Source organism: Xylophilus sp. PBN-3R (genome assembly GCF_057747805.1).
On record NZ_CM173225.1, the window covers coordinates 70,234 to 90,731 of the forward strand.

23 protein-coding genes and 1 riboswitch are annotated in these 20,498 nt (G+C 67.7%); of the genes, 17 read left to right on the forward strand and 6 right to left on the reverse strand.

Annotated elements, in window-relative coordinates:
- Positions 1-4 precede the first annotated feature (4 nt).
- The 4 genes from glyS to AC3ANW_RS00400 are packed head-to-tail and all read left to right on the forward strand — an operon-like array spanning position 5 to position 4,431.
- Complete coding sequence (gene glyS, locus AC3ANW_RS00385; RefSeq protein ID WP_488343231.1) at positions 5-2,143, forward strand: glycine--tRNA ligase subunit beta; 2,139 nt, start codon at positions 5-7, stop codon at positions 2,141-2,143.
- A gap of 9 nt (positions 2,144-2,152) precedes the next feature.
- A complete protein-coding gene (gmhB, locus tag AC3ANW_RS00390) occupies positions 2,153-2,740 on the forward strand; it encodes a D-glycero-beta-D-manno-heptose 1,7-bisphosphate 7-phosphatase (protein WP_488343232.1) in 588 nt (195 codons plus the stop codon).
- Between the two features lie 4 nt (positions 2,741-2,744).
- Positions 2,745-3,482 (forward strand): lysophospholipid acyltransferase family protein, encoded by a 738-nt coding sequence (locus AC3ANW_RS00395; RefSeq protein WP_488343233.1) that lies wholly within the window; start codon positions 2,745-2,747, stop codon positions 3,480-3,482.
- A gap of 16 nt (positions 3,483-3,498) precedes the next feature.
- Entirely contained in the window at positions 3,499-4,431 is a 933-nt protein-coding gene (locus AC3ANW_RS00400; RefSeq protein ID WP_488343234.1) for a M48 family metallopeptidase, read from the forward strand.
- Positions 4,432-4,450: 19 nt separating this feature from the next.
- Here AC3ANW_RS00400 and AC3ANW_RS00405 read toward each other — a convergent pair whose 3' ends face one another.
- Positions 4,451-5,317, reverse strand: a complete 867-nt coding sequence (locus tag AC3ANW_RS00405) for a DODA-type extradiol aromatic ring-opening family dioxygenase (protein ID WP_488343235.1) — start codon at positions 5,315-5,317, stop codon at positions 4,451-4,453.
- Between the two features lie 57 nt (positions 5,318-5,374).
- Here AC3ANW_RS00405 and AC3ANW_RS00410 point away from each other — a divergent pair, with 57 nt between their 5' ends.
- From AC3ANW_RS00410 to AC3ANW_RS00425, 4 genes are all read left to right on the forward strand, one after another.
- Positions 5,375-5,800 carry a rhodanese-like domain-containing protein gene (locus tag AC3ANW_RS00410; RefSeq protein WP_488343236.1) on the forward strand — a complete coding sequence of 142 codons (426 nt, stop codon included), beginning with the start codon at positions 5,375-5,377 and terminating at the stop codon, positions 5,798-5,800.
- 93 nt (positions 5,801-5,893) lie between these two features.
- Entirely contained in the window at positions 5,894-6,325 is a 432-nt protein-coding gene (locus tag AC3ANW_RS00415) for a MerR family transcriptional regulator (protein ID WP_488343237.1), read from the forward strand.
- Positions 6,322-7,023, forward strand: a complete 702-nt coding sequence (gene can / locus AC3ANW_RS00420) for a carbonate dehydratase (protein ID WP_488343238.1) — start codon at positions 6,322-6,324, stop codon at positions 7,021-7,023. Before AC3ANW_RS00415 ends, can begins: the two co-directional genes overlap by 4 nt.
- A 42-nt stretch (positions 7,024-7,065) precedes the next feature.
- Entirely contained in the window at positions 7,066-8,253 is a 1,188-nt protein-coding gene (locus AC3ANW_RS00425) for an acetyl-CoA C-acyltransferase (protein WP_488343239.1), read from the forward strand.
- Here the strand turns inward: AC3ANW_RS00425 and AC3ANW_RS00430 are convergent.
- Both AC3ANW_RS00430 and AC3ANW_RS00435 read right to left on the reverse strand, forming a co-directional pair.
- Positions 8,250-9,329 carry an alkene reductase gene (locus tag AC3ANW_RS00430; RefSeq protein WP_488343240.1) on the reverse strand — a complete coding sequence of 360 codons (1,080 nt, stop codon included), beginning with the start codon at positions 9,327-9,329 and terminating at the stop codon, positions 8,250-8,252. The genes AC3ANW_RS00425 and AC3ANW_RS00430 overlap by 4 nt on opposite strands.
- 46 nt (positions 9,330-9,375) lie before the next feature.
- Positions 9,376-9,849 (reverse strand): YybH family protein, encoded by a 474-nt coding sequence (locus AC3ANW_RS00435; protein ID WP_488343241.1) that lies wholly within the window; start codon positions 9,847-9,849, stop codon positions 9,376-9,378.
- 126 nt (positions 9,850-9,975) lie between these two features.
- Here AC3ANW_RS00435 and AC3ANW_RS00440 point away from each other — a divergent pair, with 126 nt between their 5' ends.
- A complete protein-coding gene (locus tag AC3ANW_RS00440) occupies positions 9,976-10,914 on the forward strand; it encodes a LysR family transcriptional regulator (protein ID WP_488343242.1) in 939 nt (312 codons plus the stop codon).
- A 23-nt stretch (positions 10,915-10,937) separates the two neighbouring features.
- Complete coding sequence (locus tag AC3ANW_RS00445) at positions 10,938-11,345, forward strand: YchJ family protein (protein ID WP_488343243.1); 408 nt, start codon at positions 10,938-10,940, stop codon at positions 11,343-11,345.
- On the opposite strand, the gene AC3ANW_RS00450 is transcribed toward AC3ANW_RS00445, so the two are convergent.
- Complete coding sequence (locus AC3ANW_RS00450) at positions 11,336-12,466, reverse strand: HD-GYP domain-containing protein (protein WP_488343244.1); 1,131 nt, start codon at positions 12,464-12,466, stop codon at positions 11,336-11,338. The two genes, AC3ANW_RS00445 and AC3ANW_RS00450, sit on opposite strands and share 10 nt — an antisense overlap.
- A gap of 149 nt (positions 12,467-12,615) precedes the next feature.
- Between AC3ANW_RS00450 and AC3ANW_RS00455 the strand changes: the two genes are divergently transcribed.
- The 7 genes from AC3ANW_RS00455 to AC3ANW_RS00485 all read left to right on the forward strand — a co-directional run bounded on the left by AC3ANW_RS00455 (position 12,616) and on the right by AC3ANW_RS00485 (position 19,515).
- Complete coding sequence (locus tag AC3ANW_RS00455) at positions 12,616-13,347, forward strand: HAD family hydrolase (RefSeq protein WP_488343245.1); 732 nt, start codon at positions 12,616-12,618, stop codon at positions 13,345-13,347.
- Positions 13,348-13,466: 119 nt separating this feature from the next.
- The gene (locus tag AC3ANW_RS00460) at positions 13,467-13,694 is read left to right on the forward strand and encodes a hypothetical protein (protein WP_488343246.1); all 228 of its coding nucleotides are present in this window, start codon (positions 13,467-13,469) and stop codon (positions 13,692-13,694) included.
- Positions 13,695-13,721: 27 nt separating this feature from the next.
- Positions 13,722-13,830, forward strand: a riboswitch (TPP riboswitch).
- A 118-nt stretch (positions 13,831-13,948) separates the two neighbouring features.
- A complete protein-coding gene (thiC, locus tag AC3ANW_RS00465) occupies positions 13,949-15,853 on the forward strand; it encodes a phosphomethylpyrimidine synthase ThiC (RefSeq protein ID WP_488343247.1) in 1,905 nt (634 codons plus the stop codon).
- Position 15,854: 1 nt separating this feature from the next.
- The gene (locus tag AC3ANW_RS00470) at positions 15,855-16,910 is read left to right on the forward strand and encodes an FAD-dependent oxidoreductase (RefSeq protein WP_488343248.1); all 1,056 of its coding nucleotides are present in this window, start codon (positions 15,855-15,857) and stop codon (positions 16,908-16,910) included.
- Positions 16,903-17,112: a sulfur carrier protein ThiS gene (gene thiS, locus AC3ANW_RS00475; RefSeq protein ID WP_488343249.1), complete on the forward strand. Its 210-nt coding sequence runs from the start codon at positions 16,903-16,905 to the stop codon at positions 17,110-17,112. The genes AC3ANW_RS00470 and thiS overlap by 8 nt, the downstream gene beginning before the upstream one ends.
- Positions 17,113-17,125: 13 nt before the next feature.
- Positions 17,126-17,956 (forward strand): thiazole synthase, encoded by an 831-nt coding sequence (locus AC3ANW_RS00480; protein WP_488343250.1) that lies wholly within the window; start codon positions 17,126-17,128, stop codon positions 17,954-17,956.
- Positions 17,953-19,515: a bifunctional hydroxymethylpyrimidine kinase/phosphomethylpyrimidine kinase gene (locus AC3ANW_RS00485; RefSeq protein WP_488343251.1), complete on the forward strand. Its 1,563-nt coding sequence runs from the start codon at positions 17,953-17,955 to the stop codon at positions 19,513-19,515. Before AC3ANW_RS00480 ends, AC3ANW_RS00485 begins: the two co-directional genes overlap by 4 nt.
- A 60-nt stretch (positions 19,516-19,575) precedes the next feature.
- On the opposite strand, the gene AC3ANW_RS00490 is transcribed toward AC3ANW_RS00485, so the two are convergent.
- Complete coding sequence (locus AC3ANW_RS00490) at positions 19,576-19,902, reverse strand: hypothetical protein (protein WP_488343252.1); 327 nt, start codon at positions 19,900-19,902, stop codon at positions 19,576-19,578.
- Between the two features lie 9 nt (positions 19,903-19,911).
- Positions 19,912-20,118: a hypothetical protein gene (locus AC3ANW_RS00495; protein ID WP_488343253.1), complete on the reverse strand. Its 207-nt coding sequence runs from the start codon at positions 20,116-20,118 to the stop codon at positions 19,912-19,914.
- Between the last annotated feature and the right edge of the window lie 380 nt (positions 20,119-20,498).

Below are 20,498 nucleotides of genomic sequence, written 5' to 3' on the forward strand. Positions count from 1 at the left end.
GACGATGACCACCCAGAACCTGCTTGTCGAACTGTTCGTCGAGGAACTTCCCCCCAAGGCGCTGAAGAAGCTGGGCGATGCTTTCGCCAGCGTGCTGGCCGACCAGCTGCGTGCCCAGGGCCTGGCCAAGGCCGATGCCAAGGTCACCGCCTTTGCGTCGCCGCGCCGGCTCGCCGTGCATGTCACCGACGTCGCCTCTCAGGCAGCGCTGCGAACCCTTTCGCAGAAGCTGATGCCCGCCAGCGTCGGGTTCGATGCCAACGGCAACCCGACGCCCGCCCTGCTCAAGAAACTCGCCGCGCTGGGTGCCGACCCTCTGGCCTTTCTGAGCCTGCGGCGCGTAACCGACGGCAAGGCCGAAGTGTTGTTCCACGACAGCACCGCGCCCGGCGCGACGCTGGCCGAAGGCTTGCAGAAAGCCATCGCCGAAGCCATCGCCAGGCTGCCCATTCCCAAGGTGATGGGCTACCAGCTCGAAACCAACTGCGACCTGCCCGGCTGGAGCACGGTGAGTTTTGTGCGGCCTGCGCACGGACTGGTCGCGTTGCACGGCGGCGACATCGTGCCGGTCGAGGCGCTGGGCCTGAAGGCCGGCCGCGTCACCCACGGCCACCGTTTCGAAGCGTCGGTCGATCCGGTCATCCTGGAAGATGCCGACCATTATTCGCAGCAGCTGCGCGAACAGGGTGCGGTCATCGCATCCTTCGCCGAGCGCCGCGCGGAGATCGTGCGCCAGCTGCAAGCGGCAGCCGGCAAGGTCGGCGGTGGTGCGAGACCCATCGACGACGACGCCCTGCTGGACGAAGTCACCGCGCTGGTCGAACGTCCCAATGTGCTGGTCTGCGAGTTCGAGACCGAGTTCCTGGCGGTGCCGCAGGAATGCCTGATCCTCACCATGAAGGCCAACCAGAAGTACTTTCCGCTGCTGGATGCGGAAGGCAACCTGAGCCATCGTTTCCTGGTGGTCAGCAACATCGCGCCGGCCGACGCCAGCGCGGTCGTCGGCGGCAACGAACGGGTGGTGCGGCCGCGCCTGGCCGACGCCAAGTTCTTCTTCGACCAGGACCGTAAAAAGACACTGCTGTCGCGTATCCCCGCGCTTGCCAAGGTGGTCTATCACAACAAGCTCGGCACCCAGGGCGAACGCTCGGCGCGGGTCGCCCATATCGCGCAGGCCGTCCTGATGCAGCTGCAGGCAGCCGGCGTGAACGATCTCGAGGGCGGCACGGTGGCCCTGGCCGCCGAACAGGCCAAGACCGACCTGCTGACCGACATGGTCGGCGAGTTCCCCGAATTGCAAGGCACCATGGGCCGTTACTACGCGCTCAACGACGGCATGCCGGAAGCAGTTGCCGACGCCATCGAGGACCATTACAAACCCCGCTTCGCCGGCGACACCCTGCCGCGCAACAACGTCGGTGTCGTGGTGGCCCTGGCCGACAAGCTGGAAACCCTGGTCGGCATGTTCGGCATCGGCAACCTGCCGACCGGCGACCGCGACCCGTTCGCGCTGCGCCGCCATGCCTTGGGCGTGCTGCGGTTGCTGTCAGAAAAGCAGCTGCCGCTGTCGCTCGGTGCGCTGGTGGCCGCTGCGCTGCCGGCCTTTGGCAGCCTGATCACCGACCCCACGGTGGCGCTGAACGACTTCATCTACGACCGCCTGGCCGGCAGCCTGCGCGAGCAGGGCTACACCGCGCAGGAGGTCGATGCCGTGGTGTCGCAGCGCCCGCAGCGCCTGGCCGAAGTGGGCCAGCGGCTGGAGGCGGTCCGTGCCTTCGCCAAGCTGCCGGAGGCGGAAGCCCTGGCCGCCGCCAACAAACGCATCGGCAACATCCTGAAGAAGGCGGCCGCTACAGGCGTGGACGCGCATGTCAGCGAATTGCTGCTGCGCGAACCCGCCGAAAAGGCATTGTTCGAAGCCATGCGCAACACGCTGCCACAAGCCGGCAGGCAGTTCGACGCCGGTGACTACACCGCCTCGCTGCAGACGCTGGCGGTGCTGCGTGCGCCGGTCGACGCCTTCTTCGACGGCGTCATGGTCAACGCCGAAGAAGAAGACCTGCGGCTGAACCGCCAGGGCCTGCTGGCGGAGTTGCACCGCGCGATGAACCGCGTGGCCGACCTGTCCCGGCTCGCTTCCTAGAGATCCCCTATGAAACTCGTCATCCTCGACCGAGACGGCACCATCAACGAGGGACGCAGCGAATTCGTTTCCAGTCCCGAGGAATGGGTGCCGCTGCCCGGCGCGCTGGAAGCCATTGCGCGGCTGAACCACGCCGGGTTTCATGTGGTGGTGGTGTCCAACCAGCCAGGGCTGGGGCGCGGGCTGTTCGACGTGTCCACGCTCAACGCCATGCACACCAAGATGCACAAGGCGCTGGCGGCGGTCGGTGGACGGGTCGACGTGATCTTCTATTGCCCGCACGGCCCGGAAGAAAAATGCAACTGCCGCATGCCGGCACCCGGGCTGTTCGAGCAGATCAGCGACCGTTTCGGCATGTCGCTGGTCGGCGTGCCGGTGGTCGGCGACCGGGTGCGCGACCTGCAGGCAGGCGTGGCCACCGGCTGCGAGCCGCATCTGGTGCTGACCGGTGCCTACGCTGCCGGGGTGGCCGACCCGCTGCCGCCCGAGTTCCCCGCAGGCACACAAGTGCATGCCGATCTTGCCGCCTTCGCGGCTTTCCTGGTCGAGCGCGATGCGCTCGCCGTACCGGCGCCGACGCGGCGCGCGGGAGTCTGATTCGATGGCCTTTCTGCGTTCGGTCCTGCATCTCTTGTGGATGGTGGTGACGGTGATTCCCTATGCGCTGGCGATTCTGCTGGCGGCGCCTTTCGCCAAGGCCGACACCCTTTACTGGATGGCCGCTCAATGGCTGGGCCTGGCCGCCGGCCCGGTCGGCCGGGCCATCCTGGGCATCCGCCTTGAACTGCTCGGCATGGAAAACCTGCCGCAAGGCGAGAAGGCCGGCCTGATCCTGCTGGTCAAGCACCAGTCCACGTTCGAGACCTTCCTGATGCCCGCGCTGATGCCGCATCCGCTGGCCTTCGTGTTCAAGAAGGAACTGCTGAAGGTACCGTTCTTCGGCTGGGCCATGGGCAGGCTGGACATGATCCACATCGATCGCGAACAGCGCGCGCGTGCCTTCGTCAAGGTGGTGCAGCAGGGCCGCAAGCTGCTGGCGCGAGGCGTGTGGGTGATCATGTTTCCAGAAGGCACACGCATCCCGCGCGGCCAGCGCGGCAGCTACAAGAGCGGCGGCACCCGGCTGGCCATCGAGACCGGCGTGCCGGTGCTGCCGGTGGCCGTCACCTCGGCACGCGTGTGGCCGCGCAAGGGTTTCATCAAGCACCCGGGCACTGTCGTGGTGTCGATCGGCAAGCCCATCGCCAGCGTCGAACGCAAGCCCGACGAGCTGATGCGTGAGGTCGAGGAGTGGATCGAATCCGAAATGCAGCGCCTCGACCCGGAGGCCTACCGCTGAGGCGGGCAGGGCACGCATGGCCGGCCTGCTGCAACTTGCGCTCGACTTCCTGGGCCTGGCCGGGCCGGGCGTTCCCGGTGTGCCCGACGGCGGGGCCATGCCTCCGTCGACCCGGCGCGGTCCGCGTTCGGCCCGTCCCGGCACCGCGCCGCCGCGCGCCCGGCGTCCGCGTGTGGACCTGACGCCCGAACTCGACGGCATGGCCTCGCTGCCACGCCATCCGCAGGCCAACCGCGAAGCCCTGCTGATGGGCCGGCAGGTCATGTATCGGCTGGATCGCGGCCGCCGCCGCACCGTCGGTTTCACCGTCGGCGCCGACGGCCTCTCGGTCCGTGCGCCGGGCTGGTTGCCGGTGCATCAGGTCGAAGCGGCGCTGCAGGAAAAAGCCGACTGGATCCTGCGCAAGCTGGCGGATGCCGAGCAGCGGCGTGGCCGCCAGGAAGCCGCACGTATCGTGTGGGCCGATGGCGCGCTGTTCGCGCTGCATGGCCGGCAGACGGCGGTACGCCTGGGTGCGCGGCGCGGCAGCGACGGACTGCGGCCGGATGCGGAGACCGGCATTCCGGTCCTGTGGCTGGCACTGTCGGTCGATGCCGCGCCCGAGAAGATCGGCGATGCCGTCCGCGCCTGGATGCGGCGCGAGGCCAAGGCCGATTTCACCGCCAGGCTCGAGCGTTATGCGCCGCTGCTCGGCGTGAAATGGGCGCGGCTTTCATTGACCGACGCCCGCACCCGCTGGGGCAGCGCCAGCGTCAGCGGCGCCATCCGGCTGCACTGGCGGCTGATGCATTTCCGCCCCGAGGTGATCGACTACGTGGTCGCCCATGAACTGGCCCACCTGCGCCACATGGACCACAGTCCGCGTTTCTGGGCGGTGGTGGCCTCGGTGCTGCCCGATTACCAGGTCCTGCGCGCCGAACTCAGGGCCGATTCTTCGCCGCGCTGGTAGCTGCGCCCGGTTTGTCCGCTCAGGCCGGTTGCGGGTCGAAGGCTGCCGGGGTCGGCGCCGCACCCTCGCCGAAACGCCAGCTGGACGCGGTGACGCCGCCGAATACGTGGGCGTCGTGATAGACCAGGGTCGAGGGGTCGTCGCCCGCCGCGCCGGCCGCTACCATCAGGGGCACCAGATGGTCTTCCTGCGGATGGGCCAGCCGGGCGGCCGGTGCCTGGCTCCAGCTCCGCAGCGATGCGGCGCGTGCCTCGGCGGATGCCGGTTTCAGCACCTCCCGCAGCCACGCATCGAATGCCGCGGAAGGCGCTCGTGCCGACGGCCCGAAGTTGCGCAGGTTGTGATAACTCAGGCCGCTGCCGACGATCAGGATTCCTTCGTCGCGCAGGGGCGCCAGCGCGCGGCCGGCGGCCAGGTGGGCGTCGACGTCGTAGCCGTGTTTGAGGGACAGCTGCAATACCGGCACCTCGGCCTGCGGGTACATCACCGCCAGGGGCGAGAAGGTGCCGTGGTCGAAACCCTGCCGGGTGTCGATGCCGGCGGGTATGCCCGCACCCTCCAGCAACTGCCTGACGCGCCCGGCCACGTCCGGTGCGCCGGGTGCGTCGTAGTGGATCGAATAGGTGTGGGGCGGAAAACCGGAGTAGTCGTAGACCATCGGTGGTCTTGCCGTGCCCATGACCAGGAATTCCTCGGCCTCCCAGTGACCCGATATGACCAGGACGGCACGCGGCCTGCGGCCGATCTGGCGGGGCATGTCGGCCAGCGAGGCTTCCAGGGTTGCCAGCCGTGACCGCATCTCCGGAATCCAGGGCCACGGGCCGCCGCCGTGGGAGATGAAATACACCGGCATTCGGCCGACGGCAGGAGTGGTGGTGGCTTGCATCCGGCCATCCTATCCAGCGCTGGCGAGGCTTGCAGGGCCGCTGGCAAAATGCCCCGCATGACCGACACCAACATTCCCGACTCCGCTTTCTCGAACCTCGGTTATGCCGGCGACGTGACACCGCAGCAGGCCTGGGACTGGGTTTCGTCCGGCCAGGCCGTGCTGGTCGATGTCCGCACCGACGCCGAACGCGACTGGGTCGGCGGCGTGCCCGGCGCCGTGCCGCTGGCCTGGAAACAATGGCCGGGCATGGCGATCAACCCTGGCTTCGACCCGGGTGTGGTCGCCGCGTCGGCCGGCCGAAAGGTGGTGCTGCTTTGCCGCAGCGGCGTGCGTTCGGTGGCCGCTGCAAAGCGGGCGACGCAGCTGGGCGTCGAGGCCTACAACATCCTCGAAGGTTTCGAGGGAGACGCCGACGCCGACAAACACCGCGGCAACCTCGGCGGCTGGCGTTTTCGCGGCCTGCCCTGGCAGCAAGGCTGACAGCCGGTGCGGGCTCGCCGCAATTGACGTTGACGTCAACGTCAGATGTAATCCCGCCACCCCAGGAAGCTGTACCTGCACCCGGAAACCGTTTTGCCCCACACCGAAAAAGCAGCCGCGCAGACCTTCGGCATCGGCCAGCTGGCCCAGGAATTCGACCTCACCACGCGTGCCATCCGGTTCTACGAGGACATGGGCCTGCTGCAGCCGCAGCGCCAGGGCGCAGGCGGTCGGGTGCGGGTCTACAGCAGCCGTGACCGCGCCCGGCTGATGCTCACCCTGCGGGCCAAACGCATGGGCCTGAGCCTGATCGAGGCGCGCGAACTGCTCGACATGTACGACGGTCCGCAGGACACCGAGCCCCAGTTGCGACGCCTGCTCGAACTGCTGGCGCGGCAACGCAGCGAACTCGAATCGCGCATCGCCGAAATGCAGGCCAGCCTGGACGAGGTGAAAACCCGTGAACGCAAGGCCAGATCGCAATTGACCAAGAGCTCTTCCAAAACTTCTACCATCGAGCCATGAACGCATCCATCGAAACCAACGAACCGACCACCACGATCGCCCCCACGGTCGATGACCTCTTCGCGCACAACCGCCAATGGGCGGCGCAGATGGAAAAAGAGCGGCCTGGCTTCTTCACCGGACTGGTCAAGCAGCAGACGCCGAAGTACATGTGGATCGGTTGTTCCGACAGCCGCGTGCCGGCCAACCAGATCACCGGCCTGGAGCCGGGCGAGGTGTTCGTGCACCGCAACGTGGCCAATATCGTCGTGCATTCCGACCTGAACGCGCTGTCTGCCATCCAGTTCGCGGTCGAGCGGCTGAAGGTCGAACACATCATGGTCGTCGGCCACTACGGCTGCTCGGGTGTGCAGGCCGCTCTGGAAGGCGCACGTATCGGCCTGGCCGACAACTGGCTGCAGCACATCAAGAGCACCCGCGAACGCCATCGCACCCTCATCGAAGGCTTGCCGCAAGAGCAGCGTGCCGACACGCTATGCGACCTGAACGTGATCGAACAGGTCGTCAATGTCTGTGTCAGCACCGTGATGCTCGACGCCTGGGCGCGCGGCCAGAAGGTCACCGTGCACGGCTGGGCGTTCGGTGTGCACGACGGCCTGCTGCAGGACCTGGGCTTGCGTGTCTCGGGTGGCGATTCGCTCGACGGCCTGTACCTGGCGGCACTCGAACGCATCGCCCTGAAACGCCGGTCGAACTGACCGGCGGCGCGGCGGATTTCAGAAGAAGAAGGAGACAAAAAAATGCAGAACGAAGATCCGGTCGTCATCGTCGGCGCCGCACGCACGCCCATGGGCGGTTTCCAGGGCGATTTTTCCAGCCTGGCGGCGCATGACCTAGGCGGTGTGGCCATCGCCGCCGCCGTCGAACGCGCGGGCATCGATCCGCGGATCGTCGGCGAAGTGCTGTTCGGCAACTGCCTGATGGCAGGGCAGGGCCAGGCCCCCGCGCGGCAGGCGGCCTTCAAGGGCGGACTGCCGGAAAGCGCCGGTGCGGTCACGCTCAGCAAGATGTGCGGTTCGGGCATGAAGGCCGCCATGCTGGCCCACGACATGCTGCTGGCCGGCACCCACGAGGTGATGGTGGCGGGTGGCATGGAAAGCATGACCAACGCGCCGCACCTGCTGCCCAAGGGCCGCAGCGGCATCCGCATCGGCGGCGGCCAGATCTACGACCACATGATGCTGGACGGCCTCGAAGACGCCTACCAGGCCGGCCGCTCGATGGGCACCTTCGGTGAGGACTGCGCATCGCGCTACGGTTTCACCCGCGAGGCGCAGGACGCCTTCGCCACCGCCAGCGTGCAGCGCGCCCACCAGGCCACGCTGGACGGCACTTTTGCCGCCGAGATCGCGCCGGTCACCGTCAAGGGGCGCAACGGCGAGACGCTGGTCGGCATCGACGAAGGCCCCGGCAAGATCAAACTCGACAAGATCCCCACCCTGAAACCGGCCTTCAGGAAGGACGGCACCATCACCGCCGCTTCCAGTTCGTCCATCAATGACGGCGCGGCGGCGCTGGTGCTGATGCGGGCCTCGACCGCGCAGACGCTGGGCGTGAAACCCATCGCCCGCATCGTGTCGCATGCCACCCATGCGCAGGCGCCTGAATGGTTCAGCACCGCGCCGGTCGGCGCCACCCAGAAGGCGCTGCTGAAGGCCGGATGGGATGTGAGCGACGTCGACCTGTGGGAGATCAACGAAGCCTTCGCGGTGGTGCCGATGGCACTGATGCACGAGCTCGGCGTCGGGCACGACATCGTCAACGTGAACGGCGGTGCCTGTGCGCTGGGCCATCCCATCGGCGCCTCGGGCGCCCGCATCCTGGTCACCCTGCTGCATGCGCTGAAAGCCCGGGGCGGCAAACGCGGCCTCGCCACCCTGTGCATCGGCGGCGGCGAGGCGACCGCGATGGCGGTGGAGCTGGTTTAAGCGGCGGCCCGCGTCGTGCCTTTTTCCAGCGCCGGATAGTCGGTGTAGCCGGCGGCACCGTCGGTGTAGAAGGTGTCGCCGTTCCAGGCATTCAACGGCGCGCCTCTGGCAAACCTGGCGGGCAGGTCGGGGTTGGCGATGAAAAGCTTGCCGTAGGCGACGGCATCGGCTTCACCGTGCTGCAGCAGCGACTCGCCGCTGGCCTGGTCGAAGCCTTCGTTGGCGATGTAGACACCACCGAACGCCGCCTTGAGTCGCGGGCCCAGCCGGGCGCTCGCGGCCGACTCCCTTGCGGCGATGAACGCGATCTTCCGCCTGCCGAGTTCGGTGGCCACATGGCCGAAGGTGGCCGGCAGGTCGGAGTCGCCCATGTCGAGCAGGTCGGCGCGCGGCGCCAGATGCATGCCGACCCTGTCGGCACCCCAGATGCCGATGGCGGCGTCGGTCACCCGCAACATCAGCCGGGCCCGGTTCTCCAGCGATCCGCCATATGCGTCGGTGCGTTGGTTGCTGCCGTCCTGCAGAAACTGGTCGAGCAGATAGCCGTTGGCGCCATGGATCTGCACGCCATCGAAACCGGCTTGCTGCGCATGCAGGGCGCCGAGCCGGAAGTCATCCACCACACCGTCGATTTCGGCAAGCGTCAGCGCACGTGGCACCACGTATTCCTGCAGCGGGCGTATCAGGCTGACATGGCCGCGCGCAGCGATGGCGCTGGGTGCGACCGGCGGGCGGCCGCCCAGGTAGTCGGGGCTGGAGATGCGGCCCACATGCCAGAGCTGCAGCACGATACGGCCACCGGCCCGGTGTACCGCCGTCGTGATGTCGCGCCAGCCGGCCACCTGTTCGTCCGACCAGATGCCGGGCGTGCGTGGGTAACCCACTCCCAGGGGCGTGACGGCGGTGGCCTCGCTGATGATCAGGCCGGCCGATGCCCGCTGCACGTAGTAGTCGCGCATCAGGGCATTGGGCACCCGACCGTCGCCGCTGGCGCGGGTGCGGGTGAGGGGCGCCATCACGATGCGGTTGGGCAGGCTGAACGCGCCGGCCTGGAGAGGGGTGAAAAGAGTGGTCATGGTCAGAGGTTTCGGTGGAGGCGGATGTCGGTGCAGCAGTCAGGCCTCAGGGCAGTTTCGGCAGCACCGAGGCGTGGTCGACCAGGTATTGCCAGCCGGTCGGCGTCTTGCGGGCCATGTCGGAGAACCGGCCCTTCACGACGACGGTTTCACCGCCTTCGCGAGGTTTCAGTTCCAGCACGAACAGGCCCCAGGACACCATCAGGTTTCCGGTCCGGAGATAGTGGCCGTCCTGGATGGTGGCGTGCGCGCGGTACTTGGCGAACATGCCCCGATAGGCCTCGACCATGGCGAGCCCGTCGACCTGGTTGTCGGTCGCCGGGAAACCGGTCATGGCCTTGGGATGCATGCGGATGATGGCGTCGATGTCGGCGCTCTCCACCGATTCGACCCATGCGCGGGTGACCTCGCTGATGCCGTTCCGCACTGGCTGCGCGTTTGCGGCACTGGCGAATGCAGCACCCAGCGCCAGAATGGAAAGAGGCGCCGACAAGGTGCGGCGGAGCAGGGGACGGTTCATGGTGAAGGGTCGGCAAGAGCATTGGGGCTGCTCAGTGTCGATGTGTACCGCCATTCCATGAAGACCGAAAACTAGAATAGACGACATTCCATTCTTGAATGGGTGGGCGCTGTTCCAGGAGGGCGGATGAACCAGATCAAGGCCATGCAGGTGTTCGTGCGCTGCGTCGAACGCGGCAGTTTCTCGGCGGTGGCGCGCGAGTTCGACACCACCCAGCCCAGCATCAGCAAACTCATCGCCGCACTCGAAAAGCACCTCGGCGGCGCCCTGCTGGAACGCGGCACCCGCGGTGTGCGGCTCACCGCGCAGGGGCAACAGTTCTTCGAACGCAGCAAGGACATCGTCGATGCGGTGGCGGCGGCCGAGCAGGGTTTCGGCGAACTGCGCGACCGTGTTTCCGGCAGTGTGCGCATCTCGGCCTCGCTGCCTTTCGGCCGCCTGCAGCTCATGCCGCACCTGCCCGCGCTGATGCGCCTGTATCCGCAGCTGGAAATCGATCTGCAGCTGAACGACCGCATCGTCGACCTGGTCGCCGACGGCATCGACCTGGCGTTTCGTTTCGGTCCCCTGCGCGACAGCGAACTGATGGCCCGCCTCGTCGGCAGCAGCCGTCGTGTGACCGTGGCGTCGCCCGCCTATCTGCGTCGGCATCCGGCGCCACGGCAGCCACAGGATCTGGCGCTGCGTGAATGCATCCGTTTCGCCGCAGGTGAGACCGGTCCGGTCTGGGCTTATCAGCCGGCGGCGGATGCGCCCATCTCGCTGCGCCCGGTGCGGGTGAATGTGCAGGGGAAAATCCGCACCAACGGACCTGAAGCGGCACATGCCGCCGTGATGGCCGGCCTGGGCATCGCGCAGCTGTCGCAGTGGATGATCGGTGCCGACCTGAAGGCCGGAAAACTCGTGCCGCTGCTGCAGGACTACCGCTTGCGCGAAACGCCGATCCATGCGGTTTCGCTCCGCAGCGCCCGCCAGGCGGCCAAGGTGCGAGCCGTCGTCGATTTCTTCGAGGACGTCTTCCGGACGGACCGCCTGGTCAGTCCGCAGGCGCAAACCCAGACGTAGCTGCAGCTGAATAGGCAGAAACCATGAATCCATCGTCCACCTGCCCCTGCGGCCGTACCGAAGCACGCGGCAAGCCGATGTCGTATGCCGCCTGCTGCGGCCGCTGGCTGGACCATTTCGACACCGCGGCCGCACCCGATGCGGAACAGCTGATGCGATCGCGGTACAGCGCCTTCGTGCTGGAGCGCCGCGAATACCTGCTGGCGACCTGGCATCCGTCCTCGCGCCCTGAATCGATCGATTTCGACCCGGGCACCCGCTGGCTGGGACTGGAAGTACGCAGCTTTCGCGCCATCGATGCGACACATGCCGAAGTGAGTTTCGTCGCCCGCCAGCGCGACGCCGGAGGCCGGGCGCATCGCCTGGCGGAAACCAGCCGGTTCGTGCAGGAAAACGGCCGCTGGTATTACCTCGACGGCGACTACAGGTAGGTTGGGCGCCGGCCGTACAGCACGTCGGCCGACACGTTCACCCGCACCAGCCGGTCGGGCACCGTCTTGACGATGGTGTGCAGGGGCAGTGCGGTGTTGCGGCGCAGCGGCTGCATCAGCGCCTCGCCGGCGCGGTTGATGATCACGGCCACCTGCGGTGTCCGGGCGGTCTCGCCCACGTGTGTGACCACGGCTGTCTCGCCGCTGGCGAGCAGCACGAAACAACCGGGCGGGTAGATGCCGAGTTCCTTGATGAGGATGTTGGCGAACGGGTCGTTGCGGCTCTGCAGGAACAGCTCGCGCGCTGCCTGATGGGCCGGCAACGGGCCGCGCCCGGTCCGCGGGCTGTGTTTGGCGGTGAAGATGTCGACCAGCCGCAGCAATTGCGACATGTCGGTCGGTCCGTCGACCTTGCGCGGATAACCGGTGCCGCCATTGACCTCGTGATGCTGCTCCACCGCCATCAGCCATTCGTTGTCGGTCAGGCCGGCGGCGCGCAGCATGCGGGCGCTGACCAGCGGATGCTGTTCGATCTGCTCGCGTTCGGCGCCGCTCGGCGTATCGCCGTTCGATGCAAGCCGGCCCTGCAGATCGACGATCGAGATGTTCATGGTCAGCGCTGCGCCCACCAGGCTGACGCAGCGGCTTCCGCTCCAGCCCATGCGGTGCGCCAGCAGCGCGCACAGGGCGGCGCAGTGCAGGGCGTGGGCCACGCCGTAGTTCTGCAGGCGGCTGTGGTCGTGGCGCAGGATGAGGTAGACCAGTTCGTCCGAATGCTGCTGCGCAGTCGCCGCCACGCTGGCCAGGGTGCGGCGCAGGCGGGGCAGGAATAGGCTGTCGTGCGGGCTGCGCAGCAGGCCGCCCAGGCGGGCTTCCAGGGTCACCCACTGATTGGGCAGGCTGTCGTCCTGGTTGTCGTCCTGTTCGTCGACCAGGCCCTGGCCGGGCGGCGTGATGTCGACGAAGGCACCGCGCGACTGCAGCGCATCGGCCATGGAAACGTCGCGCACCAATTGGCCCCGGGCCAGCAGAAGCTCACCGCTGGCGGTACGAACGTCCCAGGGAATAGCCTCGCCGGCTACGACCTGAAGCCGGACTTCATCGAAGGGAATGAGCTGCATCGAAACACCTTGGGGCGGCGTTTCGAACACCGCGCGCGACTGAAATTAACTGCCTGAATGTTATGACCCACAGGAAAAGCGTCAATGGCAAGAAGCTGTGTATTTATGCCTTTCTTTGGGCTTTCTTCCCATGAGCGGAAAATCCCGGCATGCCCAAAACCTCTGCACCCTTGTCCACTTCTTCCATCCACCACTCCACGACCGAGTTCGCCTTCGACGCCGTGCTGTTCGATTGCGACGGCGTCCTGGTCGATTCCGAACCCATCACCAACCGTGTGCTGCGAGACATGCTCGAAGAGCGCGGCTGGAAGCTCAGCGTCGAGGAAAGCATGCGCATCTTCATCGGCAAGGCGGTGAAGGACGAATCGGCATTGATCGAGGCCCGCACCGGACAGCCGGTCACGCACGAATGGCTGCAGTCCTTCTGGATGCGCCGCAACCAGCGCCTGCAGGAAGAACTGGTCGCCATTCCCGGCGCACCTGAAGCGGTGCGCAGGATTTTTTCGGCCTACGGCGGCCGCATCGCCTGCGCGTCGGGTGCCGACCGCGGCAAGATCGAACTGCAGTTGCGCAAGGTCGGCCTGTACGACTGCTTCGAAGGCCGGTATTTCAGCGGCCACGACCAGCCGCGCAGCAAACCGTTTCCCGATGTCTACCTGCATGCCGCCGCGGCATTGGGCGCCGACCCGAAACGCTGCGCCGTGGTCGAGGACACGGTGACCGGCGCCACCGCCGGCGTCGCGGCCGGTGCCACCGTGTTCGGCTACAACCCCGGCGGCCCGGGCCACAGCGGCACCGCGGACCTGCTGGCCGTGGGCGTGCATCGCGTGGCCAGCAGCATGGCCGAACTGGCGGAGTGGTTGACCGCCGATCGCAGCTGACCTTTGCGCACTACAGGTTCTTTGGCGGGGTCGAAAGGACTAGTGGGCGGTTACCTCCGGGCGGGCGCGGTGAATACATTGTTTTCTCCGGATCCATCCATCACCGCCGAAAGTCCGCCATGAAAGCTGCTTCTCTTTTCCTGTTCGTCATCCTGGCAGCGACGGCAGGAGCGCAGGCTTCGCCGACCTCGCCTGTGCCGACATCGGCCCGGCCCGACGCCGCCATGGTGCAGACGGGTTTCCCGGCGACCCGCTGCAAGAACATCCGGTTGTCCGAAACACAGCGCCGGCATTGCGACAAGGCGATGAAGAAGGCGGCGAGCAAGGGCCTGACCCGCGGCGTTTGACTGCGTCGCCCGAGCGCCCCTAGAATCCGCCCCGCTCCGGGGTGCATGGTTCGACATGCTGAGACGGCAATATTCTTGCCGGACCCGCGAACTTGAACCGGCTAGTACCGGCGTAAGAAGAGCTGCAGTTTCTCCAGTCCCCAGGCGACACCCGAAAACCGGAATCCAAAACCGGCTCGGGTCCGCGCCCGGTGCGCACCGGCCGGAACGATTTGCGGAGCACCCACCGTCCCCACGACAACCGGAGTGCTCCCATGAATGCCCCCCACGAATTCGCCCACCAGGCCGCCGACGACTTCTCGCGTTTGCTGGCGCTGACGCGCGAACCCTTTCCCGCGTCCACCAAGGGCCGCATCGTCGGCAGCCGGCCCGACCTGAGCGTGCCGGTGCGCGATGTCGCCCTGACCAACGGCGAGGTCGCATCGCTTTACGACACCTCCGGCCCCTACACCGATCCGGCAGTCGACATCGACGTGCGGCGCGGCCTGGCCGACGTACGTGGCGCCTGGATCGCGGAACGCGGCGACACCGAAAGTTATGCCGGCCGGCTGGCGCAGATCCTCGACGACGGCGGCAGACACGAGAGCCGCGACCAGCAGCGCATCGACCGGCTCCGGGCGGAAGCGGCGGCCCTGCAACGCACCCCACGCCGCGCCAGGAGCGGCGGCAATGTCACCCAGATGCACTATGCCCGGCGCGGCATCGTCACGCCCGAAATGGAATACGTCGCCCTGCGCGAGAACGGCCGGCAGGCCTGGATGGCCGAATACCTGGCCGACGAAGGCCGCGCCCGGCGGGTGATGGGTAATCCGATGGGGGCGAACATCCCGCAAGTCATCACGCCGGAATTCGTGCGCGACGAAGTGGCGCGGGGCCGCGCCATCATCCCCGCGAACATCAACCATCCGGAGGTCGAGCCGATGGCGATCGGCCGCAACTTCAAGGTGAAGATCAACGCCAACATCGGCAACTCGGCGGTCACCAGCAGCATCGAGGAAGAGGTGGAAAAGCTGGTCTGGGCGATCCGCTGGGGCGCCGACAACGTGATGGACCTTTCGACCGGCCGCAACATCCACACCACCCGCGACTGGATCGTGCGCAACAGCCCGGTTCCCATCGGCACCGTGCCCATCTATCAGGCACTCGAAAAAGTCGGCGGCGTCGCGGAGGACCTGACCTGGGAGCTGTACCGCGACACGCTGATCGAACAGGCCGAACAGGGCGTGGACTATTTCACCATCCACGCCGGCCTGCGGCTGCCGTTCATCCACCTGACCGCCAACCGCATGACCGGCATCGTGTCGCGCGGCGGCTCGATCATGGCGAAGTGGTGCATCGCCCACCACCGGGAGAGTTTTCTCTACACCCACTTCGAGGACATCTGCGACATCATGAAGCAGTACGACGTGAGTTTTTCGCTCGGCGACGGACTGCGGCCGGGCTCCGGCGCGGACGCCAACGACGAAGCCCAGTTCGCCGAATTGCGCACGCTCGGCGAGCTGACGCAGGTGGCCTGGAAACACGATGTCCAGACCATGATCGAAGGCCCCGGCCATGTGCCGATGCACATGATCCAGGCCAACATGGACGAGCAGCTGCGGCTGTGCCACGAGGCGCCGTTCTATACGCTGGGCCCCTTGACCATCGACATCGCGCCGGGATACGACCACATCGCATCGGCCATCGGAGCGGCCATGATCGGATGGGCCGGCACGGCGATGCTCTGCTACGTCACACCCAAGGAACACCTGGGCCTGCCGGATCGCGACGACGTGAAGCAGGGAATCATGGCCTACCGCATCGCCGCCCATGCGGCCGATGTCGCCAAGGGCCACCCCGGCGCGCGGGCGCGGGACGACGCACTCAGCAAGGCGCGTTTCGAGTTCCGCTGGCAGGACCAGTTCAACCTGGGCCTCGACCCGGACACCGCGCGCGATTTCCACGACGAGACACTGCCCAAGGACGTCTCCAAGACCGCGCACTTCTGTTCGATGTGCGGCCCCAAGTTCTGCTCGATGAAGATCTCGCAGGAGGTGCGCGAATTCGCTGCACAGCGCGGTGTCGGCGAGCAGGACGCACTGGCTGCCGGGATGGCCGAGAAGTCGGCCGAGTTCCGCGCCGCCGGAGGCGACTTCTACATCCCCATCCAGGCTGCCTGAAGTGGCTGCCATCGCGATTGCCGGCGCCGGCCTGCTGGGACGGTTGCTGGCCTGGCGGTTGGGGCATCTCGGCCACGACGTGCATGTCTTTGACCCGGCAGAGGGGCCGCAGCCGGCCTTCGACGGCGAGGGCGCAGCCGGTTTCAGCGCCGCCGGCATGCTGAGTCCGACAGCCGAACTGGACCGGGCCGACCACCGCATCGCGCTGTTGGGCTGGCGGTCCATCGACCTGTGGGCCGGCATCGTCGAAGACCTCCGCCGGCCCGGGCTGTTGAGCCGGCGGGGCAGCCTGTTGCTGGCCCATCGCAGCGACCTCGGGAGTGCCGAACGGGGCCTGGCGAACCTGCGGCTCGGCGAACGCCCGCCGCAGCCGCTGAGCGCCGAGACGCTGTTGCAGCAGGAGCCCGCCCTGCAGGGCGCGGCCCATGCATGGCTGCTCCCCGGCGAGGCACAGATCGACCCGGTAGCGACCCTCGAACGTCTGCATGCCATGTCGGCTCGGTCGGTGCGCTGGCACTGGCGCACACCCGTTGCCCACACCATGGCCGGAGCGGTGCTGACGGCAGCCGGCGACTGCCTGCGTTTCGACCAGGTGTGGGATGTGCGGGGTCTCGGAGGCCGGTCTCATCAGGCCATGGCCGACCTGCGCGGCGTGCGCGGCGAAACCGTCTGGCTGCATGCGCCGGCCCACGGCCTGACCCGCCCGGTGCGCCTCCTGCATCCCCGCAATCCGGTGTATCTGCTGCCACGCGGAGCCGACCGCCTGTTCGTCGGCGCCAGCGAGATCGAGTCGGAAGACCGTTCGCCCGTCTCCCTGCGCAGCGCCGTCGAACTGATGGCCGCCGCCCACAGCGTGATGCCGGGCCTGGCCGAGGCGCGCATCGAAAGACTGGACCGCAACCTGCGGCCGGCCTTGCCCGACCACCAGCCGCGGATCGAGATGAACGACAACCTGGTGCGGATCAACGGCCTGTTCCGCCACGGCTGGCTGCTGGCGCCGGCCCTGGTCGAAGATGCGCTGGCAATGGCCGGCCGGCCGGAGGCACTGCATGCCTGACATCGTCATACAGCTGGGCGGCCGATCCCGTGCGGTACCCGCCGACATCAACCTGGCCGACCTGGTCGCCACACTGGGCCATGCCCAGGACGGGGTCGCGACCGGCCTCAACGGCGACTTCGTGCGCCGCGACCTGCGGGCCGACACGCGGCTGACGGCGGGCGACCAGGTACTGATCTTCCAACCCATCGTCGGCGGCTGAGGCAGCCCGGAACATGAACCCTATTTCCCCATCCCCGGCGTCATTTCATGAGGGCTGGTCGGTCGGCGGCGTGCCGATGAGCAGCCGCTTCCTGCTGGGCACCGCCGGTTATCCGTCGCCTGAAGAACTGGCGAAAGCCATCGCCGCCGCCGCGCCCGCAGCCGTCACCGTCGGCCTGAAACGAAGCCTCGCGGCAGGGGCGGACAACGGTTTCATCGGCAGCGTGCACAAGGCGGCGCATGCAGCCGGCGCGCACCTGCTGCCCAACACCGCGGGCTGCCGCACCGCCCGCGAAGCCATCGCCCTGGCCCAGATGGCGCGCGAGCTGTACGGCACCCGCTGGATCAAGCTCGAAGTGGTCGGCGACGAGCACACTTTGCAGCCGGATCCGGTCGAACTGGTGGCGGCCGCGTCGGTGCTGGCGCGCGACGGTTTTGTCGTCTGGCCTTACTGCACCGACGATCTGGTCACCTGTCGCCGCCTGCTCGATGCCGGCTGCCCGCTGCTGATGCCCTGGGGCGCACCCATCGGCTCGGGCCAGGGACTGCTCAACCCCTTTGCCCTGCGCACCCTGCGCGAACGGCTGCCCGATGCCACGCTGATCGTCGATGCCGGCATCGGTGCACCGTCGCATGCGGCGCAGGCGATGGAGATGGGTTTCGACGCGGTGCTGCTGAATTCGGCGGTGGCCCACGCTCGTGCGCCCGCCGCCATGGCCCGCGCGTTCCGGCTTGCGGTCGAGGCCGGCCGGGCGGCGTGGGGCGCAGGGGTCATCGCCCGGCAGGACTTCGCCACGGCCACCACACCCGTGGGAGGCGAAGCCTTCCTGATCGGCTCCGCATGACCCCCGTTGCATTGCCCGTCGTCTGGACCATCGCCGGCACCGACAGTTCCGGTGGCGCCGGCATCGCCGCCGACCAGCGTGCGGCCGATGCCTGCGGTGTTCATGTGTGTCCTGTGGTGGCCGCGGTCACGGCGCAGAACTCGCTGGCCGTCAGCCGCATCGACGCACTGCCGGTCGAGGTCATCGACGCCCAGATGAACGCCCTCGAAACCGACCTGCCGCCCGCCGCCGTCAAGACCGGCCTGCTCGGCGGCGCCGAGCAGGTGGCCTGTGTCGCCCGCTGGATCGATCGCCTGCGCCGGCGCGGGCCGGTCGCCCTGGTGGTCGACCCGGTGCTGGGCGCAAGCACCGGAGCGTCGTTCGCCGATGCCGCGACGCTGGCCGCCTATCGCGACATGCTGCTGCCCCGCGCCACGCTCGTCACACCCAACCGGCTCGAAGCCGCCCGACTGTCCGGCATGGCACCTGCCGACCTGCCGGCCATCGCAGCACGCCTGCGGGCCATGGGCGCCGGGGCCGTCTGCATCACCGGCGGCGACGACGCGACACAGGCCGGCCTGGCGCTGGACTGGATCGACACGCCCCACGCGGCCGGCTGGCTGGCGCTGCCGCGCATCGAAACGCCGCACGGGCACGGCACCGGCTGCACCTTCGCCATGTCGTCCGCGGCTGCGATGGCGCGGGATTTTGTCGAAGCCGATGCGCTGGTGCTGGCCAAGATGGCGACCGCCGGCGCCCTGCTGGCCGGTGCGGCGGCGGGGCAGGGCGCGGGCCCGGTGCGGGCGCAGCCGGGGTTCGCCCACGATCCGTCGCTGATGCCGCAGATGTCGTGGAGCGCCGTGCCCCGGTTCGCTCCGTTCGGCGACATGCGACAGGCCGAAACGCCGCTCGGCCTGTACGCCATCGTGGACAGCGCCGAGCGGGTCGGGCAGATGGTCGAAGCCGGTGTGCGCACGGTGCAGCTGCGCATCAAGACACCGGCACGACCCGATGCCGCCTGGGCTGCCGATGTGCGTCTGCAGGTCACCGTCGCAGTCGCCCGTTGCCGTGCGGCCGGCGCGCTGCTGTTCATCAACGACCACCACGCCCTGGCCGTCGATTCGGGCGCGGCCGGCATCCACCTCGGGCAGGAAGACCTGCTCGCCATGACCGACGCCGAGCGTGACCGCCTGGCCCGGCCGGGCGGGCCGGCCCTGGGCATCAGTTCTCACAGCCTGTGGGAACTGGCGCGGGCGCGATCGCTGGCCCCGCGGTACATCGCCTGCGGCCCGGTGTGGCCGACCCTGACCAAGGCGATGCCGTGGAACGCACAGGGCTTGGGCAACCTGGCCTGGTGGGTGGCGATGGCCGGTGCCCCGGTGGTGGCCATCGGCGGCATCCTGGCGGCAGAGCAGGCCGAGGCGGCAGGGCGCTGCGGCGCCGACGCGGTCTGTGTGGTGCGGGCGCTGGGCGACAGCCCCGCGAAGACGGCGGCGGCGTTCGGCAAACACTGGCAGCAGGGCCGGCAGGCGCGGAACCTGCCCGTGCCGGACTGGCCCACACCGAGCCTGTGCCGGTGAAGGCAGGCACCGCGGATCCGGCGCCTGCTGGAACCGCCCGGCGCCGGGCCGGTGTCTGCCTCATGCCGCGATTCGAGCAACAAGGTCTCGATCTGCGCCCTGATCCGGCCCATCGCCAGCGCCTGTCACCGCGGCCAGCAACTGACGGCACATGGCCAGCACCCGGGGGTCGCGCCGGGCGCTTGAACCCTGCTCGCCGAGCGCGCCGGCCCAGAAGGCGCGGGCGAGTGCGGCCACCGTCCGGTCCTGCGTGGCGTCGGACGAGTCCTGGCTTGCATCCAGCAGCGTCTGGAAAGCCGCAAGCCCGCGCTCTGCCTGAGCGAGTCGCGCGTCGATCGCGGCAATGGCGTTGATGAATGCCGGCAGGCGTGCTTTCCAGGCAGGCACGAAGTCCAGTCAGGCAACGGCGGCGCCCAACTCGATTCGCCAGGCCGCCCGTTCGCCGGCCGGCAGGCGCAGCAAGCATGGCTTTGCCTTGTTCGTGAAAGGCTCGATGCCATGCTGTATGGCGCTGGCGAACCGGCGCCTGGTCCACATCCGCCGTTGTTCCACCATTCCGACGCCGCGTTTGGCGGTTTTTGCTTTTGCAAACTTCTTGCGCATCTGGTTTCGCAAAACGTGTACGCCGAATGAATTTGCAAGGTTAGTCTCCACTCTCGAAATCTTGGAGGCAATCGAATGGCGGAGAAAATTCCTTATTGGAAATCCAATCGGTTTCTGGGCGCCTTTGTAAGAAAAGAGGGCGATGACGGGTGTGTGGTCTGCACGGATGAAAAGATAAGACTGTCACTGGATCGGCGCCCGCCACCGTTGAGGCATCAGCCGCCGGTACCCAGGCCGGTGGTGGAGAAAAAGAAAAGGATGGCGACGAGTTTCTGATGAATGTCATCGGGGGCATTCACAAGGTGGTGGATGTCAAAAGGAAGTTCGGTGCATGGATGGATAGGCCTACCATACCTGCGCCGGTGAAGAACCTTGAGATC

What these genes read in the sequence shown, in the direction of transcription:
- glyS (WP_488343231.1), top strand. Translation starts at nt 5, where the DNA reads ATGACCACCCAGAACCTGCTTGTCGAACTGTTCGTCGAGGAACTTCCC.
- gmhB (WP_488343232.1), top strand. Translation starts at nt 2,153, where the DNA reads ATGAAACTCGTCATCCTCGACCGAGACGGCACCATCAACGAGGGACGC.
- AC3ANW_RS00395 (WP_488343233.1), top strand. Translation starts at nt 2,745, where the DNA reads ATGGCCTTTCTGCGTTCGGTCCTGCATCTCTTGTGGATGGTGGTGACG.
- AC3ANW_RS00400 (WP_488343234.1), top strand. Translation starts at nt 3,499, where the DNA reads ATGGCCGGCCTGCTGCAACTTGCGCTCGACTTCCTGGGCCTGGCCGGG.
- AC3ANW_RS00405 (WP_488343235.1), bottom strand. Translation starts at nt 5,317, where the DNA reads ATGCAAGCCACCACCACTCCTGCCGTCGGCCGAATGCCGGTGTATTTC.
- AC3ANW_RS00410 (WP_488343236.1), top strand. Translation starts at nt 5,375, where the DNA reads ATGACCGACACCAACATTCCCGACTCCGCTTTCTCGAACCTCGGTTAT.
- can (WP_488343238.1), top strand. Translation starts at nt 6,322, where the DNA reads ATGAACGCATCCATCGAAACCAACGAACCGACCACCACGATCGCCCCC.
- AC3ANW_RS00425 (WP_488343239.1), top strand. Translation starts at nt 7,066, where the DNA reads ATGCAGAACGAAGATCCGGTCGTCATCGTCGGCGCCGCACGCACGCCC.
- AC3ANW_RS00430 (WP_488343240.1), bottom strand. Translation starts at nt 9,329, where the DNA reads ATGACCACTCTTTTCACCCCTCTCCAGGCCGGCGCGTTCAGCCTGCCC.
- AC3ANW_RS00435 (WP_488343241.1), bottom strand. Translation starts at nt 9,849, where the DNA reads ATGAACCGTCCCCTGCTCCGCCGCACCTTGTCGGCGCCTCTTTCCATT.
- AC3ANW_RS00440 (WP_488343242.1), top strand. Translation starts at nt 9,976, where the DNA reads ATGAACCAGATCAAGGCCATGCAGGTGTTCGTGCGCTGCGTCGAACGC.
- AC3ANW_RS00445 (WP_488343243.1), top strand. Translation starts at nt 10,938, where the DNA reads ATGAATCCATCGTCCACCTGCCCCTGCGGCCGTACCGAAGCACGCGGC.
- AC3ANW_RS00450 (WP_488343244.1), bottom strand. Translation starts at nt 12,466, where the DNA reads ATGCAGCTCATTCCCTTCGATGAAGTCCGGCTTCAGGTCGTAGCCGGC.
- AC3ANW_RS00455 (WP_488343245.1), top strand. Translation starts at nt 12,616, where the DNA reads ATGCCCAAAACCTCTGCACCCTTGTCCACTTCTTCCATCCACCACTCC.
- AC3ANW_RS00460 (WP_488343246.1), top strand. Translation starts at nt 13,467, where the DNA reads ATGAAAGCTGCTTCTCTTTTCCTGTTCGTCATCCTGGCAGCGACGGCA.
- thiC (WP_488343247.1), top strand. Translation starts at nt 13,949, where the DNA reads ATGAATGCCCCCCACGAATTCGCCCACCAGGCCGCCGACGACTTCTCG.
- thiS (WP_488343249.1), top strand. Translation starts at nt 16,903, where the DNA reads ATGCCTGACATCGTCATACAGCTGGGCGGCCGATCCCGTGCGGTACCC.
- AC3ANW_RS00480 (WP_488343250.1), top strand. Translation starts at nt 17,126, where the DNA reads ATGAACCCTATTTCCCCATCCCCGGCGTCATTTCATGAGGGCTGGTCG.
- AC3ANW_RS00485 (WP_488343251.1), top strand. Translation starts at nt 17,953, where the DNA reads ATGACCCCCGTTGCATTGCCCGTCGTCTGGACCATCGCCGGCACCGAC.
- AC3ANW_RS00495 (WP_488343253.1), bottom strand. Translation starts at nt 20,118, where the DNA reads ATGCGCAAGAAGTTTGCAAAAGCAAAAACCGCCAAACGCGGCGTCGGA.